Origin of the sequence: Micromonospora sp. NPDC000089 (genome assembly GCF_042899365.1) — a bacterium.
In the GTDB taxonomy this organism is placed as follows: domain Bacteria; phylum Actinomycetota; class Actinomycetes; order Mycobacteriales; family Micromonosporaceae; genus Micromonospora.
In genome coordinates this window covers 466049-483050 of record NZ_JBIAZT010000002.1, presented here as the reverse complement: position 1 = coordinate 483050, position 17002 = coordinate 466049, and the positions used below count along the sequence as shown (strand labels likewise).

Genomic DNA, 17002 nt, shown 5'->3' with positions numbered 1-17002 from the left:
CCGGACGGCGGCGAGGGTCCGCCGTCTCACGCGGTCGCCGGGAAGCCGCGTCAGCGCCGCTCCTCCAGCTGCTTGCAGGTCACGCAGAGGGTCGCCGACGGGAAGGCGGCGAGCCGCTCCACCGGGATCGGGTTCCCGCACCGCTCGCACCACCCGTAGCCACCCTCGTCGAGCCGCTCCAGCGCGCGCTCGACCTGGGTGATCCGTTCCCGGATGCTGTTGGCGAGGGAGATCTCCTGCTCGCGCTCGAGCGTCTTGGTGCCGGTGTCGGCCTGGTCGTCCCCGGCCGAGTCGGTCAGCCGGTCGCGCTGCAGCTCGGTGATCTCGCTCAGCGTCTGATCGTACTCGGCGCGCAGCTCGTCCCGCCGGGCCGCCAGCGCGGCGCGGATCTTCTCGGTCTCCGCGGCGCTGCGGGTGGGCTTGGCCACCGGCTTGCGGCCGGCGACCCTGGTGTCGGCTGGCTTCGCCATCGTCAGCTCCCTCGGCCGCCGGAACGCGGCCATCGGCGTGCTTGGCCGAGGGGCGCCGGCCTGGCGTCCCCCGCGTACGCAAACGGGCGCACGACAGCGAGCCGTGCACTCCGGAGGTTGGCAAGAATACGGAACGTACACCGGGTACGACAACGTGCCGCACCGACGAACCGCTTTTCCGCCCCTGGTAGGCCCTGAACAGGGCAAAAGGAACGCTAGCAGATCAGCCGTCGCGGTCCTCGCCGTACTCGCCAAACCACCTGGCCAGACGACCCCGCCGGCTGACCGCGCGGAGCCGGCGCTCGGCCTCGTCGCGGGCCCCGGCGGTCGCCACGATCAGCAGGCTGTCGCCGGCCTTCAGCCGGGTGTCCGCGCCCGGCACGAAACCGGACCCGTCCCGCAGCACCAGGGTCACCGAGGCGCCCACCGGCAGTCGCAGCTCGTCGACGTGCACCCCGGCCAGCCGGGAGCCCGGTGGCACCTCGACCTGGAGCAGGTCCGCGCGCATCCGCTCCAGCGGGGCGGTCTCCACCCGGAGCTCGGCGGCCTCGGCGGGCGCGGTCACCCCCAGCCGCCGGGCGGCCGGGGCGAGGGTGCCGGCCTGCAACAGTGTGAAGATCACCACGAGGACGAAGACCGCGTCGAAGAGCCGGTCCGCGCCGGGCACCCGCTCGGAGAGCGGGATGGTGGCGAGCACGATCGGCACCGCCCCGCGCAGCCCCGCCCAGGACAGGAACGCCTGCTCGCGCGGCCCGACCCGGAACGGCAGCGCGGAGACCGCCACCGACAGCGGCCGGGCGACCAGCAGCAGCGCCAGCCCGGTGACCACCGCCGGCAGCACGGCGGCGGGCAGCCGGCCCGGCGACGCCAGCAGCCCGAGCAGCACGAACAGCCCGATCTGGGCCAACCAGGCCAGCCCGTCGGCGAACCCGAGGATGGCCTGCCGGTGCGGCAGCCGGGCGTTGCCCAGCAGCACGCCGGCGACGTACACGGCGAGGAAGCCGGAGGCGTGCAACGTCGCGCCCGCCGCGTACGCCAGGACGGTGAAGCCGACCGCCGCGATCGGGTAGAGCCCCGCCGAGGGCAGCGCCGCCCGCCGCAGCGTGAACCGGCCGGCCAGCCCCACCGCCAGCCCGACGGCGGCGCCCAATCCAAGCTCGTAGCCGACCAGCAGCACCTCGTACCACCAGGGGTGGCCGGCCACGCCGTCCCGGGACAGCAGCACCACCAGGATCACCACGGGGGCGTCGTTCATGCCGGACTCGGCCTCGAGGGTGGCCACCAGCCGCGGCGGCAGCCGCAGCCGGCGCAGGGTGGCGAAGACGGCCGCGGCGTCGGTGGACGACAGCACCGCGCCGTAGAGCAGGGCCAGCCGCCAGTCCAGCCCGAGCAGCAGGTGCCCGATCAGGCCCACCACCAGGATGCTGACCAGTACCCCGACCGTGGACAGCGCGGCGGCCAGGCCGAGCACCGGGCGCAGCGTGCTCCACCGGGCGGTGAGGCCACCCTCCGCGATGATCACGATCAGCGCGCAGAAGCCGAGCACCCGGGTGAGCTCGACGTCGTCGAAGCGGATGCCGAGACCGGCCTCCCCGATCGCCACCCCGAGCGCCAGGTAGACCAGCAGGCTCGGCACCCCGAGGCGGGTGGAGAAGCGGACCGCGCCCACCGCCACCAGCAGGACGGCCGCGCCGAGCAGCAGCCCGAGGTCCAGGCCCGGCGTCACGGCCGACCGATCCAGGGCCCGGTCACCCGGCCGAGCCGTCGCGCAGCCGGCGCAGCGTGTCGGCCACCGCCGGGGTGGGCCGCTCGACCAGGAACAGCTTGTCCCGGCTGGCCGCCCCGGTACGCAGCGACACCGCCCCCGGCCGGACCCCGAGCGCCCCCGCGAGCGCCCGCCGGGCCGCCTCGGTGGCCCGACCGTCGACGGCCGGCGCGTTGACCGCGATCACCAGGGCGGGGCCGTGCGGGCCGTCGAACCGGCCGCCCACCCGTGCCCGGGAGGTGCCGGGCCGGACCCGTACGGCGACGGTGAGCGCGTCGTCGGACATGGTGGCCGGCTCAGCCGGGGAACGCGTCGGCGAGCAGGGCGGTGGCCGGCGCGCAGCGGCCGCACGGGGTGAAGCCGAGGGAGATCGCCTCGGAGACCGGCAGCTGCTCGTGGTCGCGCCCGAGCAGGTGGACGCAGGAGGCCAGGTGGTAGCGGGGGCGGCCGTCGATCACCTCGACGGCGTTGTCCAGCCGGGCCAGCAGCGCGGCGTCCCCGGCCGGCACCCGCTGCACGGCCGGCTCGTCGGACCAGCCGCCGCCGGTGGCCGCCGGCTCGTCGGCCGGCCACCCCGACCCGGGACCGTCGGCCGTCGACCACTGCGACGGAGTGTCGTCCGGCGTCGGGTCGGGGGGCGTGCCGGCGAGGGTGGGATCGGATCGACCCGGCGCGGCGACGGCCGGTTCGCCGGGGCGTACCCAGGGGGTTTCGGTCTCGGGCTCCCACGGCGCCTCCGGCCGCGGCTGCCACGGCGGGTCGGCGTCGTCCGGGGCCGTCCCCGCGACGCGCTGGCGCGGCAGGTCGGCCCGCGGTTCCCAGGTCGGCTCGGCGCGCGGCTCCCAGGGGGTGCCGGGGCCGGACTCGCCGGGCGCCGGATCCCCGGAGTCGGTGGAGGTCGCCGGCTCCGGGCCGGGCCACGGCGCCGGGTCGGGCGCCGCGGGAAGGGCCACGACGTCCCCGGTCACCGGCCGCGAGGGCGGTTGCCGCCACCCGTCGCCGCCGGTGCCGAACGTCGTGGGAACACCTTGGGCGGGCTCCGGATCCGCCCCGTCTGGGGTGGGGGGAGCCGCCGTCCGCGGCCGGCCTCCGCCCGCCGCCGCCCGGGTGGCCGCCGCCTGGCGGGCGCCGGTCACGAGCGCGACGGCGGCCAGCAGGCTGGCCGCGATGGAGCTGATCAGCAGGGTGCTGGAGCCGTCGGCGAGACCGACCACCAGCAATCCGACCGCGACGAGGATGAGCAACAGACTTGCGACTATCACGGCTCACCCCCGCCGCGCCGGATCGGTGTGGGGCGGCCGGCGGCCCGTCCGGGAGGAACGGGCCGCCGGCCGGTGGATCAGCGGCCCGACTCGAGGGCGCCGGAGCGTCCGCCGCCGTACGAGCCGGCCAGGCTGGCCGAGGCCAGCCCGTTGCCACCCGCGGCGCGGGCGCCCTCGGACCGGGTCATCTCGACCTCCAGGCCCTGGCCCCGACCGTCGAGGTCACGCAGCTGGCTCTCCAGGTACGCCTTGAGCCGGGTGCGGTACTCGCGCTCGAACTGCTTGAGCTCCTCGATGTGCTTCTGCAGCGCGGTGCGCTTGGCGTCCAGGCCGCCCATGGCCTCCTGGTGCCGCTGGCGGGCGTCGCGCTCCAGGGCGTCGGCCTTGGCCCGCGCCTCGCGGGTGACCTCCTCGGCCTTGGAACGGGCCTCGGACAGCAGCTGGTCGGCCTCGCGACGCGCGTCGGAGACGTGGTCGTCAGCGGTCCGCTGGGCCATCATCAGCACCCGCAGCGCCTGCTGCTCGCCGTCACCGACGTTGGCCGGGCCACCGCCGGAGCGGACCTGCTCCAGCTCGGCCTGCATGGCGCGGGCGGCCTGCTCGGCCGCGGCCTTGTCCCGCTGGACCCGGTCGAGCTGGGCCTTGACGTCGTTGAGCTCCGCCGCGAGGCGGCCGTCACCGACCGGGCCGGCGGGCGCGCCGCCGCGGCCGCCACGCTCGACCTGAGCGCGCAGCTCGTTGTTCTCCTCGATCAGGCGGGCGAGCTCGCGCTCGACCTCGTCCAGGAAGGCGTCGACCTCCTCCTCGTCGTACCCCCGCTTGCCGATCGGCGGTTTCTTGAAGGCGACGTTGTGGACGTCGGCCGGGGTCAGCGGCATCGAAACTCCTCGGGTCAGTTGCGGCCGCGTAGCGGGCTGGGCCACCGGATGTTCATCCAATGATCAACCGCTTCAACACGAACTCCATCAGCACGAACAGGATAACCAGGAGCACAAGGGAGGCCAGGTCGATGCTCACGTTACCAATGCGCAGTGGAGGGATCACACGCCTCAACGCCTTGAGAGGCGGATCAGTGACGCTCCACACGGATTCCAGCCCCGCCGACGCTCCCCGCCCTGGTTGCCACCGGCGACCGTACTGGAGGACGGCGCTGAGAACGAATCGGGCCAACAGCACGATGAGGAAGAGATAGAGCAGCAGGTAGAGCACTTGCAGCACGATCGACAACACGGCAGGCGACGTCCCTTGCTCGGGGCGGACTAACTCAGGCTGAAAAAGCCGCCCTCAGCGATCTTGGCCTTGTCCTCAGCGGTGACCTGGACGTTGGCCGGTGAGAGCAGGAACACCCGGTTGGTCACGCGCTCGATCGTACCGCGCAGGCCGAACGCCAGCCCGGCGGCGAAGTCCACCAGTCGGCGGGCGTCGGCCTCGTCCATCTCGGTGAGGTTGATGATCACCGGAACGCCGTCGCGGAAGTGCTCCCCGATGGTGCGGGCCTCCCGGTAGGTGGTGGGGTGCAGCGTGGTGATCTGGTACCGCTGCTCCTCCTCGGCCACCACCGCGCGCTCCCGCGGCGCGGACTGCGGGGCGAGGGCGAGATTGTCCCGGGTGTGGTAGGTCAGGGCGCCGGAGGTCTCCCCGCCGCCGGACCGGGTGATCGACCGCACGCTGGACCGCTCCGATCGCTCGGACCGCTCCGGGCGGTCGTCGTCGCCCCGGTCGGCCTCCGCCGACCGGCCCGTGCTCCGCTCGGACAGCCGACCCCGCTCGCCCAGCCGCGGCCGGGGAGCCGGCGGCTCCTCGGCGTCGTCGTCTTCGTCGGCGAACTCGTCGGCGTACCGGCTGGACCGGTACCGCGACGAGTCACGGTAACCGGGCTTGTCGTAGCCGCCCTCGTCGTAGCCCCGCTCGTCGTCCTCCTCGACCAGGCCGAGCCAGACCCCCGCCTTGCGCAGTGCACCCATCGCCGCGCCCTTCCGTCCGCCGTGCGGCACGCACCCCCGTGCCGTGTCGCTTGATCACGATTGGCAACCCATGCCCGTCGGATCGGACCGGCAATCCCGCGCGAGCGATTCGCGGCGCTCGCCGTGGCCCCCAGACAACGGGACGCCGCTCCTCAAACAACACTGATGTAATTTGCTTCTTCCGCGGTCAGGCTACCGCAGCGTGGGGCGCATTCCGAGCAACGCGCTGCCGACGCGGACATGTGTCGCGCCGTATCGCACCGCGGATTCCAGGTCCCCGCTCATTCCGGCGGAGAGCGCGGTGGCCTCCGGGTGCGCCGCGCGGAAGCCGGCGGCCACCTCGGCCAACCGGGCGAACGCGCGGTCCGGCTCCCAACCCAGCGGCGCCACCGCCATCAGCCCGGCCAGCCGCAGCGCGCCGTCGGCCGCCAACGCCTCGGCCACCGGGCCCAGGCCACGGTCCGGGTCGGCGGAGTCCGGCAGCGCACCGCCCCGGGCCGGATCGCCGTCGATGCTGACCTGCACCAGGGCGTCCAGCGGGCGGTCCCGGCCGGCCGCCGCGGTGGCCAGCGCCCGGGCCAGCCGCACGCTGTCCACCGAGTGCACGACATCGGCGTAGCGCACCACCGAGCGGGCCTTGTTGCGCTGCAGCTGGCCGACGAAGTGCCAGCGCACGTCCACCCCGGCGGCGGCCACCTCGGCGGCCTTGCCGGCCGCCTCCTGGTCGCGGTTCTCCCCGACGTCCCGTACGCCGAGCCCGGCCAGCGCCACCACGTCGCCGGCCGGGTACGTCTTGGTCACCGCGATCATGGTGACCTCGGCCCGGTCCCGACCCGCCGCGGCACAGGCGTCGGCGATCCGGGCGCGGACCCGGGCCAGCCCGGCGGCGAGCTCGGCGCGGCGGTCGGGCCGTACCGCGGTGCTGTCGTCCGTCATCGGCGTCGCTCAGGACCCGTTCTTGAGGAAATCCGGCACGTCGACGTCGTCGAACAGCACCCGGCGCGGCGACTGCTGCGCCGGTGGCAGGGTCGCCGGCGGGGTCACCGGCGGGGTCTGCGGGGTGGGCTGGTTCTGGTTCGTCTTGCGCGGCGCCTCGGCCGCCTTGTACGCCGGGGTGCCGCCGTCGAAGCCGGCCGCGATCACGGTCACCCGCACCTCGTCGCCGAGCGCGTCGTCGATGACCGCGCCGAAGATGATGTTCGCGTCCGGGTGGGCCGCGTCGGTGACCAGCTGCGCCGCGTCGTTGATCTCGAACAGGCCCAGGTCGGAGCCGCCGGCGATGGACAGCAGCACGCCCCGGGCGCCGTCCATGCTCTGCTCCAGCAGCGGGCTGGAGATGGCCGCCTCGGCCGCCTCGACCGCCCGGTTCTCGCCGCGCGCGCTGCCGATGCCCATCAGGGCGCTGCCGGCGCCGCTCATCACGCTCTTGACGTCGGCGAAGTCCAGGTTGATCAGGCCGGGGGTGGTGATCAGGTCGGTGATGCCCTGGACACCGGAGAGCAGCACCTGGTCGGCGGTGCGGAAGGCGTCCATCATGGAGATGTTCCGGTCACCGAGCGCCAGCAGCCGGTCGTTCGGGATGACGATCAGCGTGTCGCACTGGTTGCGCAACTCGTCGATGCCGGACTCGGCCTGCACCTGGCGGCGCTTGCCCTCGAACGAGAACGGCCGGGTGACCACGCCGATGGTGAGCGCGCCGAGCTTGCGGGCGATGTTGGCCACCACGGGCGCGCCGCCGGTGCCGGTGCCGCCGCCCTCGCCGCAGGTCACGAAGACCATGTCGGCGCCCTTGAGCACCTCCTCGATCTCGTCGCGGTGATCCTCGGCGGCGTTCTTGCCGACGTCCGGGTTGGCGCCGGCGCCCAGCCCCCGGGTCAGCTCCCGGCCGACGTCGAGCTTGACGTCGGCGTCGCTCATCAGCAGCGCCTGCGCGTCGGTGTTGATCGCGATGAACTCGACGCCCTTGAGTCCAACCTCGATCATCCGGTTGACGGCGTTCACGCCACCGCCGCCGATACCGACGACCTTGATGACCGCCAGGTAGTTGTGCGGAGGTGTCATCTCCGGTCCTTTCCTTCGAGATTGGCATCGGCCGACCCGTTCCGGCGTGGCCGACCAGCGGTCGACGACAGCTGTTCCCAGCGAGGATCGGGGGTGAACCCTCACCCTCTACTAGAGGCTTACAGTTATGTCAACCACTGGTCCTCTTCGGGGCAACGTAAGCGCCCCCGCCCGATCGACCAAGGACCCGCGCGGCGTGTCGCCGGGCGGAGCGGGCCGACTCACGTTCCGGCTCACCGGAAGGTCACCACGTCCGGGGCACTCACGTCGATGGTCGCGGCGTCCCGCCCGAGCAGCGCGGTGGCCACCCGGGCCTTGTCGGTGCCCCGGGTGGCGTCCCCCCAGACCACCGTCCGGTCGCCGCGCAGGGCCAGGCTGATCCGGGCCAGCCCGTCCACGGTGACCTCGGTGAGCTCCGCCCGCAGCTGCGGGGTGAGCGCGGCCAGCACCTGCAACGCGGCCAGCGTGCCCGGGTCCTCCGGCCCGGGCGCGACCACCCGCACCACCGGCAGCCCGTCCGGGGCGCGCGGCACCGCCCGGAACGCCACCCCGGTGCGGTCGAGCACCAGGAACTGGCCGTCCCGCGGCACCACCGCCACCCCGGTGCGCTCGACCACGGTGACCACCAGGGCGCCCGGCCAGTCCCGGGTCACGGTGGCCCGCTCCACCGGGGCCAGCGCGTCGATCCGGCGGGCCGTCGCGGCCAGGTCGACCCGGGCCAGCGGGATGCCGTCCGGCACCGCCGCCGCGTCCCGCACCTCGACCGGGGTGACCAGCCGGGCGCCGACCACCCGCACCTCGCGCACCCCGAACAGCCCGGTGCCGAGCAGCGTCCAGGCCACCAGCCCGGCCAGCGCGAGGACACCGGCCGCCACCGCCCAGGGCAGCGCCGCCCGCATCCGCCGCCGGCGGGCCCGGGCCATGAACCGGCGGGTCGACGGGGGTACGGCGTCACTGCCGGCGCGGACCAGCTGCCAGCGCCGGACCGGGCCGCGCCGCGGGGCGCCGCCGTCGGCGCCGGCGGTACGGCCGCGCGCCGGACCCGGGCTCATCCGGTGGTGGAGGCCGCGCCGTCCGGGTCGACGGCCGCACCCAGCGCCGGCGTGTCCGCGGCGTCGCCGACCCGCGCCGCCAGGGCGTCGAGCAGCTGGTCACCCATCAGCGAGATGGGCGGCGCGCCCATCGTCACCACCACGTCGCCGGGCCGGGCCCGCCGGGCCACCTCGACCGGGGCGTCGTCCCAGGACTCCACGAACACCTTGTGCTCCGCGCCCAGCGGCACCGCCTCGACCAGCGCCGCCGAGCCCTCCCCCGGCTGGCGCAGCTCGCCCGGGCCGAAGACCTCCAGCAGCACCAGCTCGTCGGCGATGCCCAGCGCCTCGGCGATCTCCGCCTGCAGGTCGCGGGTGCGGTAGAGCCGGTACGGCTGGAACACCACGATCACCCGGCCCTCGCCGGCCACCTCGCGGAGCGTCCGCAGGGCCAGCGTCATCGAGGTCGGGTGGTACGCGTACTCGTCGTAGACCAGCACGCCGTCCGCGATGCCCTTGCGCTCGAACCGCCGGCGCACGCCGGGGAACGCCGCCAGCGCGGCCTCCGCCGCCTCGACCGGCAGCTCCAGCAGGTACGCGGTGAGCACGGCGGCGGCGCTGTTGAGCCCCATGTGCCGGCCCGGTACGGGCAGCCGGATCTCGCCCAGCGAGCGGCCGTCGATCTCGGCGAGGTAGCGCACCCCCCGGGCGGACGAGGCGATCTCGCTCATCCGCAGGTCGGCGTCGGCGGACTCGCCGTACGTCCACACCCGACGGCCCTCGGCCCGCAGCGTCTCGGCCAGCCGCCGGCCGCCCGGGTCGTCGGCGCAGGTGACGATGAACCCGGCCGGGTCGGTGAGCCGGGCGAACTCGGCGAACGTCGCCTCCAGGTTGGCCAGGTCGCCGTACGTGTTGAGGTGGTCCGCCTCGATGTTGGTGATCACCGAGACGTACGGGCGGTAGATCAGGAAGGAGCGGTCGCTCTCGTCCGCCTCGACCACGAAGTGCTCGCCGGTGCCGTGGTGCGCGCCGGAGCCGACCTCGGAGATCTCCCCGCCGATCACGAACGACGGGTCGGCGCCGGCCTGCTGCAGCACCATGGTCACCATCGAGGTGGTGGTGGTCTTGCCGTGGGTGCCGGCCACCGCCACCGTCCGCCGGCCGGTCATCGCCGCGGCGAGCGCCTCGGAGCGGTGCAGCACCCGCAGCCCGCGCCGGCGGGCCTCGACCAGCTCCAGGTGGTCCTGCGGGATGGCGGAGGAGTAGACGACCGTGTCCACGCCGTCGAGGTTCGACGCCTCGTGGGTGGAGTGGATCGTCCCGCCCAGCGCGCGCAGGCCGGCGAGCGACGGCCACTCGCGCAGCTCGCTGCCGGAGACCGGCAGCCCGCGGGTGAGGAAGAGCCGGGCCAGGCCGCTCATGCCGACCCCGCCCACCCCGATCAGGTGGATCCGGCCCAGGTCCTCGGCGGTGAGCGTGCCGGCCGGACTGAACTGCGCGGTGTTCATTCGTTGTACCTTCCCGTCGCGCCGGCCCGCGTCAGCGGGCCACCGCCTCGTAGACGAAGTTCAGCAGGGCGACGTCGCCGTCCCGCCGGCCGTACCCGGCGGCGGCGTGGCTCATCGCGGCGAGCCGGTGCGGGTCCCGCACCAGCGGGATCACCGTCCGCTCCAGCCAGTCCGGGGTCAGCTCGGCGTCGTCGACGAGCAGCCCGCCACCGGCCTCCACCACCGGCAGCGCGTTGCGCTTCTGCTCCTGGTTGCTGTGCGGGTACGGCACGTAGATGGTGGGCAGCCCGATCGCGGCCACCTCGGCGCAGGTCATCGCCCCGCCCCGGGCCAGCATCAGGTCGGCCGCGGCGTAGCCCAGCTCCATCTCGGACAGGTACGGCAGCGAGACGTACGGCACCGGCAGGTCGGTGGGGATCGGCACCGGCTCGTTGCGGGCGCCCATCACGTGCAGCACCTGCACCCCGTTGCGGGCCAGCTCCTTGGCCGCGCCGGAGACCGCGAGGTTGATCGAGCGGGCGCCCTGCGAGCCGCCGGCCACGAAGAGCACCGGCAGGTCGGGGCGGAGCCCGAAGTGGGCCCGGGCGGCGTTGCGCAGGGCGGCCCGGTCCAGGCCGGCGATCCCCCGGCGCAGCGGCACGCCGACCACCCGGGCGTCGCGCAGCGCCTCGGCCTGGGCGGGCTGGTGCGGGAAGCCGACGGCGACGTTCTTGGTGAACTTCATGCCGAGCCGGTTGGCCACCCCCGGCGGCACGTTCACCTCGTGGATGACGATCGGCATCTCCCGCCGCCAGGCGGCCAGGTAACCGGGGACCGAGACGTACCCGCCGAAGCCGACGACCACGTCGGCGCGCGCCTCGTCGATCACCTTGCCCGCCGCGCGGGCCGCCTTCCACATCCGGTCCGGGGTGCGGACCAGGCTCATGTTGACCGAGCGGGGCAGCTGGTACGCGGGGATCTGCCGCAGGTCGTAGCCGGCCGGCGGGATCAGCTCGTTCTCCAGGCCCTTCGGCGTGCCCAGGCAGGTGATCCGGACGGACGGGTCGTGTCGGCGCAGGCAGTCGGCGAAGGCGAGCAGCGGGTAGATGTGGCCACCCGTGCCCCCTCCACAGAGCACCACCGAACGCAGCGGACCCATCAGCGTCTCCTCTCGTCCGCCGCACCGCCGCGGGCCCGGGCCTGCCGGACGCCGCGCGGTGCGGCCTGCTCGTCGTCGCGCCGCGCGCGCGACCGGGGGACCGACCCTCGGCCGGCCGGAGGCGACGCCGGGAGGCGACGCCGGCCCGGCAGCGGCGGCAACGGGGCCCACACTAGTCGGACCCATCGGGCCGGCGGACGGGCATGCAGGGCTCTCGCGGCATCGGGTTCGGCGCGGGCGAAGGAGGCCAGCATGCCGATCGCGGCCAGGGTCACCACCAGGGCGCTGCCGCCGTCGGAGATGAACGGCAGCGGCACGCCGGTCAGCGGGAGCAGCCCGGTCACGCCGCCGATGTTGATCACCGCCTGGCCGACCAGCCAGGCGGTGACCCCGGCGGCGGCGAGCCGACGGAACGGGTCCTCCACCCGACCGGCGATCCGCAGCCCGGAGTACGCCAGCACGGCGAACAGCGCGATCACCACGGTGCAGCCCACCACGCCCAGCTCCTCGGCGACGATCGCGAAGATGAAGTCGTTGTGCGCCTCGGGCAGCCAGCCGTACTTGAAGCTGCCCTTGCCCAGCCCGACGCCGAACCAGCCGCCGTGCTCGATCGCGTAGCGCGCCTGGACGATCTGGTAGCAGTTGGACTCGAGACACTTGCCCGGATCGGACTGGTTGAGCCAGGCGGTGAACCGACCGAGCCGGTAGTTCTCGGCGTCGGCCGAGCCGGAGCCGGCGCCGAGCGACGCGGCCGCGACCAACAGGCCCACCCCGAGCAGGCCGACCGCGGAGAGGGTGGCGAAGACCCGGGTGCGCACACCCGCGGCCCAGAGCATCCCGACCACCAGGGCGAGCAGGCAGAGCATGCTGCCCAGGTCGTTGTAGCCGACCAGCACGAAGAGCAGCCCGACCACCGGGAACAGCGGGGTGGCCAGCTCCTTCCACCAGCCCAGCGCGGCGCCCTTGCGGGCCAGCACGTGCGCGGCCCAGAGCACCAGCGCGAACTTCGCCACCTCGACCGGCTGGATGGAGATCGGGCCGAGGTAGAGCCAGAGCAGTTTCGCCCGCAGCGGGCCGATCGAGTCGACCCGGAACAGCGACTCCAGCGCGACCAGCAGGTTGAGCACCACCAGCAGCACCACGGCCACCCCGAGGAACGGCCGGGCCACCGCCCGGTAGGTGCGCGCGGGCAGCCGCTGGCAGGCCCAGAACGCGACGATGCCGATCACCGCGAAGATCGCCTGCTTGGTCACCGACGCCGCCGCGTCGCCGTTGTTGGCGAAGTCGCGCACGCTGGTGGCCGAGAAGACCATGGTGAGCCCGATCAGCAGCAGCAGGCCGGCGCTGGACAGCAGCAGGTAGTAGGAGGCCAGCGGGCGGGCCAGCAGGCCGCGCAGCGCCGCCAGGCCACCGGCCGGGTCCAGGCCGGCCAGCCCCGCCGGCGGATCGCTGGTACGCCCAGTGCCCGCGCCCCGCCGGGGCGGAAGCTGCGTCGTCGTCGTGCCGGTCGTGCCTCGGTCCTCCCCCACCCGCTCATCATCGCGGTTGCGGCCGGCCCGTTCCGGTCGTTCGGCCCGGTCGGCGTGTCGGAACGCGAAGCGGGGGCCCCTCCGCCAGGAGAGGCCCCCGTCTCCGGTCGCGTACCGGCCGGCGTCGGGCGCCGGCGACGCCTGGTCAGCCCATGCTGGCCAGGAAGTCGCTGTAGAACAGGCCGAGCGCGATGGCCACCCCGATGCCGGCGATGATCCAGAAGCGGACCACGATGTTGACCTCGCTCCAGCCGGCCAGCTCGAAGTGGTGCTGCAGCGGGGACATCCGGAACACCCGCTTGCCGGTGGTCCGGAAGGAGATGATCTGGATCACCACGGACATCGTGATGATCACGAAGAGGCCACCGAGGATGGGCAGCAGCAGGATGGTCCGGGTGGACATCGCCATGCCGGCGATCAGGCCGCCGAGGCCGAGCGCGCCGGTGTCACCCATGAAGATCCGGGCCGGCGAGGTGTTCCACCACAGGAAGCCCACGCAGGCGCCGGCCGCCGCGCCGGCGATCAGCGCGATCTCCAGCGGGTCCCGCACGGTGTAGCAGTAGTTGCTCGGGTCGGCGGTGTACGTCGGGTCGGCGCACCAGTGCCGGTACTGCCAGAACGCGATCAGCGCGTACGCGGCCAGCACCATCACCGAGGCGCCGGTGGCCAGGCCGTCCAGGCCGTCGGTGAGGTTCACCCCGTTGGTCGCCGCCATCACCACCAGGATGATCACGATCACCGAGGCGATCTTGCCGATCTCCAGCGCCGGGATGTCCCGGATGAAGCTCAGCATGGTGCTGCCGACGGTCTCGGAGTTCGTCCGGGCGCCGCCGGAGTCGGTCATGGTGCTCGGGAAGTAGAGCGCGATCACCCCGAAGATCGCGCCGACCAGGATCTGGCCGGCCAGCTTCCCGCGCTTGTTCAGGCCGCCGCTGTGCCGCTTGCGCACCTTGAGGAAGTCGTCGATGAAGCCGACCGCGCCGGAGAAGACCATCAGCCCCAGCAGCACCAGCGCGGTGATGGTCGGCTCGACCTGGGCGATCTGGGCGTCCGGCAGGGTGGTCAGGGCCAGGTGACCCGCGACGTACGCGATCACCGTGGCCAGGATGAACACCACGCCGCCCATCGTCGGCGTGCCCTTCTTGCCCTGGTGCATCGCCGGGCCCTCGGCCCGGATCGGCTGGCCCGCCTTGAGCCGGGTGAAGACCCGGATGGCGATCGGCGTGCAGAGCAGGGAGACCAGGAACGCCACGCCGATGGCGACGATGACCGCCCTCACGCGGCGCCGCCCTCGGTCGCCGCGGCACCGTCGGCGGCGTCCGCGCGCAGCGCGTCGGCCACCTCCCAGGTCCGGTACCGGGAGCCCTTCACCAGGACGACGTCCCCCGGCCGTAGCTCGCTGCGCAGCACCTCGACGGCCGCCGCCTGATCGGTGAGCAGCACCGACTCTCCTCCCCAGTCACTTACCGCTGTCGCGCCCTCGTGGATCGGCGCGGCCGGCTCACCCACCACGAGCAGCCGGTCGACACCGAGCTCGGCCGCGAGCCGGCCGACCTCCCGGTGCCCCTCGTCCTCGAACTCGCCCAGCTCGGCCATGTAGCCCAGCGCGGCGAAGGTACGCCCACCCCGGCGCATGCCGGTCAGCGCGCGCAGCGCCACCGCCATCGACCCCGGGTTGGCGTTGTACGAGTCGTCGATCAGGGTCACCCCGTCGGGCCGTTCCACCACGTCCATCCGGCGGGTGGAGACCAGCCCCAGCTCGGCGAGCGCGGCGCCGATCTCGGCCACCGGCATGCCCAGCTCGCGGGCCACCGCGGCGGCGGCCAGCGAGTTGGAGACCTGGTGCCGGCCGGTCAGGCCGAGCCGCACCGGGACGCTCCCCTCCGGGGTCACCAGCGTGTACGCCGGCCGCCCCCGGTCGTCCAGCGTCACGTCGACCGCCCGGACGTCGGCGCGGTCGGACTCGCCGTACCGGACCACCCGGGCGGCGGTGCGCGACGCCATCGCGTCCACCCGCGGGTCGTCGGCGTTCAGCACCGCCAGCCCGTCGGCCGGCAGCGCCTCGACCAGCTCGCCCTTGGCCAGCGCGATGTTCTCCACCGAGCCGAACTCGCCCAGGTGCGCGACCCCGACGTTGAGCACCACGGAGATCCGCGGCGGCACCACGTCGCACAGGTAGCGCACGTGCCCGACCCCCCGGGCGCCCTTCTCCATCACCAGGTAGCGGGTCCGCTCGGTGGCCTGCAACGCGGTGTACGGGTGACCCAGCTCGTTGTTGAACGACCCGGGCGGGGCGACCGTCGGGCCGAGCCGGACGGTCAGCTGGGCGATCAGGTCCTTGGTGGTGGTCTTGCCGGACGAGCCGGTCAGCCCGATCACGGTGAGCTGCGGCAGCCGGTCCACCACGGTGCGGGCCAGCCGGCCCAGCGCGTCGAGCGCGTCGTGCACCAGCACCATCGGCACCCCGGGGACCTCCCGGGTGCCCAGCACCGCGACCGCGCCCGACTCGACGGCGGCCACCGCGTAGTCGTGCCCGTCCACCCGCTCGCCGGGGAACGCCACGAACAGCGATCCCGTGCCGACCTTGCGGGAGTCGAACTCGACCGCGCCGGTGACCACGGCGTCCGGGTCGGCGCCGGCCAGCCGGCCGCCGACGGCCGAGGCGACCTCGGCCAGGCTCAGCGGGATCACCGGTGACCCGCCAGGTCCCCGAAGCGCACCCGCAGCGCGTCAGCCAGCTCGACCCGGTCGTCGAAGGGCAGCACCTCGCCGGCGATCTCCTGGCCGCGTTCGTGGCCCTTGCCGAGCACCGCCACCACGTCCCCCGGCTCGGCCAGCCGGACCGCCTCGTCGATGGCGGCCCGCCGGCCCGGCGCCTCGATGATCCGGGCGGGGGTGGCCGCCGCGTACGCCCCGGCGAGCACCTCGGCCCGGATGGTGGCCGGATCCTCGCTGCGCGGGTTGTCGTCGGTCACCAGCACCACGTCCGCCCCTTCCGCCGCCGCGGCGCCCATCACCGGGCGCTTGCCCCGGTCCCGGTCGCCGCCGGCCCCGATCACACAGATCAACCGTCCACTACCCGTCTCCCGCAGCGCGGCCAGGGCGGCCACCACCGCGTCCGTCTTGTGCGCGTAGTCCACCACCCCCCGCACCGGGGCGTCCCCGCTGACCAGCTCGAGCCGGCCGGGAACCCCACCGCAGGCGGCCACCCCGCGCGCGGCGGTCGCCGGGTCGACCCCGGCGGCCACCAGGCTGGCCAACGCCAGCAGCGCGTTGGCGATGTTGTGCCGTCCGGGTAGCGCCACGCCGGCCGGAACCGTCACGTCGCCGGGGCCGTGCGCGGTGAACCGCTGGGCGTACCCCTCGCCGTCGACGTCGGACGCCCACCAGGTGGCGGCCGGGTCGCCGGCCGCCGAGTAGCTGACCGTGGCGGGCTTGAACAGCGGGCGCAGCGCCGGGTCGTCGAGGTTGAGCACCTCCACCCCGCAGCGGCCGTCGAAGAGCTTGGCCTTGGCCGCGAAGTAGTCCGCCTCGTCGACGTGGAAGTCGAGGTGGTCGGAGCCGAAGTTGGTGTAGCCGCCGACGGCGAACCGGACCCCGCCGACCCGGCCCATCGCCAGCGCGTGGCTGGAGACCTCCATGACCACCGCGGTCACCCCGCGCTCCAGCGCCACCGCGAGCATGGCGTGCAGGTCGGTCGCCTCGGGGGTGGTGCGCACGCTGTCCACCACCAGGTCGCCCAGCCGGGTCTCCACGGTGCCGACCAGCCCGGTCACGTGGCCGGCCGCGCGCAGGCCCGACTCGACCAGGTAGCTGGTGGAGGTCTTCCCGGCGGTGCCGGTCATCCCGATCACCGTCAGCCGCGCGGTGGGGTCGCCGTAGACGGCCGAGGCCAGCTCGCCGAGCACCGCCCGCGGGTCCGCCACGACCAGCGCCGGCAACCCGGCCGCGGCGACCGCGGCGGCGCCGGTCGGGTCGGTCAGGGCGGCCACCGCGCCGGCGGCCGCCGCCCCGGCGGCGAACTCCGCGCCGTGCCGGCGGGCGCCGGGCAACGCCGCGTACAGGTCACCGGGGAGCACCTCCTGGCTGGCGTGGGTCGCCCCGGTCAGCACCAGGTCGGCGGCCCCCTCCGGCGGGGTGACGGCGAGTCGGGCGGCGAGGTCGCCGAGCCGGACTCCGGGCACGGTACGGGGACGTGGATTGCCGGGCACGGCGTCAGACCCTACCCGGTCGCCCGGTTCCGACCGCACAGCCGCCCCGGTGGTTCGTCGCCA

15 protein-coding genes and 1 pseudogene are annotated in these 17002 nt (G+C 74.4%); all 16 read right to left on the bottom strand.

What is annotated here, in order from left to right; genetic code table 11:
* Positions 1-50 precede the first annotated feature (50 nt).
* Positions 51-470, bottom strand: a complete 420-nt coding sequence (locus ACFY3U_RS05655) for a TraR/DksA family transcriptional regulator (protein WP_387195389.1) — start codon at positions 468-470, stop codon at positions 51-53.
* A 223-nt stretch (positions 471-693) separates the two neighbouring features.
* On the bottom strand, positions 694-2196 hold the full coding sequence (locus tag ACFY3U_RS05650) for a potassium/proton antiporter (RefSeq protein WP_387195386.1): 1503 nt from the start codon (positions 2194-2196) through the stop codon (positions 694-696).
* 22 nt (positions 2197-2218) lie between these two features.
* Complete coding sequence (locus ACFY3U_RS05645) at positions 2219-2521, bottom strand: DUF167 domain-containing protein (RefSeq protein WP_387195383.1); 303 nt, start codon at positions 2519-2521, stop codon at positions 2219-2221.
* A 637-nt stretch (positions 2522-3158) separates the two neighbouring features.
* Positions 3159-3497, bottom strand: a pseudogene (locus ACFY3U_RS05640) (hypothetical protein); the annotation flags it as partial.
* 77 nt (positions 3498-3574) lie between these two features.
* The gene (locus ACFY3U_RS05635; protein ID WP_387195380.1) at positions 3575-4375 is read right to left on the bottom strand and encodes a DivIVA domain-containing protein; all 801 of its coding nucleotides are present in this window, start codon (positions 4373-4375) and stop codon (positions 3575-3577) included.
* Between the two features lie 52 nt (positions 4376-4427).
* On the bottom strand, positions 4428-4727 hold the full coding sequence (locus tag ACFY3U_RS05630) for a YggT family protein (protein ID WP_387195376.1): 300 nt from the start codon (positions 4725-4727) through the stop codon (positions 4428-4430).
* 29 nt (positions 4728-4756) lie between these two features.
* Entirely contained in the window at positions 4757-5461 is a 705-nt protein-coding gene (locus ACFY3U_RS05625; RefSeq protein ID WP_387195373.1) for a cell division protein SepF, read from the bottom strand.
* Between the two features lie 192 nt (positions 5462-5653).
* Positions 5654-6397, bottom strand: a complete 744-nt coding sequence (locus ACFY3U_RS05620; protein ID WP_387195370.1) for a YggS family pyridoxal phosphate-dependent enzyme — start codon at positions 6395-6397, stop codon at positions 5654-5656.
* Between the two features lie 9 nt (positions 6398-6406).
* Positions 6407-7522, bottom strand: a complete 1116-nt coding sequence (gene ftsZ / locus ACFY3U_RS05615; protein ID WP_387195367.1) for a cell division protein FtsZ — start codon at positions 7520-7522, stop codon at positions 6407-6409.
* A 233-nt stretch (positions 7523-7755) separates the two neighbouring features.
* Positions 7756-8574: a cell division protein FtsQ/DivIB gene (locus ACFY3U_RS05610; RefSeq protein ID WP_387195364.1), complete on the bottom strand. Its 819-nt coding sequence runs from the start codon at positions 8572-8574 to the stop codon at positions 7756-7758.
* Complete coding sequence (murC, locus tag ACFY3U_RS05605) at positions 8571-10061, bottom strand: UDP-N-acetylmuramate--L-alanine ligase (protein ID WP_387195361.1); 1491 nt, start codon at positions 10059-10061, stop codon at positions 8571-8573. Before murC ends, ACFY3U_RS05610 begins: the two co-directional genes overlap by 4 nt.
* Positions 10062-10092: 31 nt before the next feature.
* A complete protein-coding gene (gene murG / locus ACFY3U_RS05600) occupies positions 10093-11199 on the bottom strand; it encodes an undecaprenyldiphospho-muramoylpentapeptide beta-N-acetylglucosaminyltransferase (protein ID WP_387195358.1) in 1107 nt (368 codons plus the stop codon).
* Complete coding sequence (locus tag ACFY3U_RS05595) at positions 11199-12623, bottom strand: FtsW/RodA/SpoVE family cell cycle protein (protein ID WP_387195976.1); 1425 nt, start codon at positions 12621-12623, stop codon at positions 11199-11201. The genes murG and ACFY3U_RS05595 overlap by 1 nt, the downstream gene beginning before the upstream one ends.
* Before the next feature lie 250 nt (positions 12624-12873).
* The gene (mraY, locus tag ACFY3U_RS05590) at positions 12874-14007 is read right to left on the bottom strand and encodes a phospho-N-acetylmuramoyl-pentapeptide-transferase (protein ID WP_387195355.1); all 1134 of its coding nucleotides are present in this window, start codon (positions 14005-14007) and stop codon (positions 12874-12876) included.
* Positions 14004-15419 carry a UDP-N-acetylmuramoyl-tripeptide--D-alanyl-D-alanine ligase gene (gene murF, locus ACFY3U_RS05585; protein ID WP_387195352.1) on the bottom strand — a complete coding sequence of 472 codons (1416 nt, stop codon included), beginning with the start codon at positions 15417-15419 and terminating at the stop codon, positions 14004-14006. Before murF ends, mraY begins: the two co-directional genes overlap by 4 nt.
* Entirely contained in the window at positions 15416-16978 is a 1563-nt protein-coding gene (locus ACFY3U_RS05580; RefSeq protein WP_387195349.1) for a UDP-N-acetylmuramoyl-L-alanyl-D-glutamate--2,6-diaminopimelate ligase, read from the bottom strand. The genes murF and ACFY3U_RS05580 overlap by 4 nt, the downstream gene beginning before the upstream one ends.
* Positions 16979-17002: the final 24 nt, after the last annotated feature.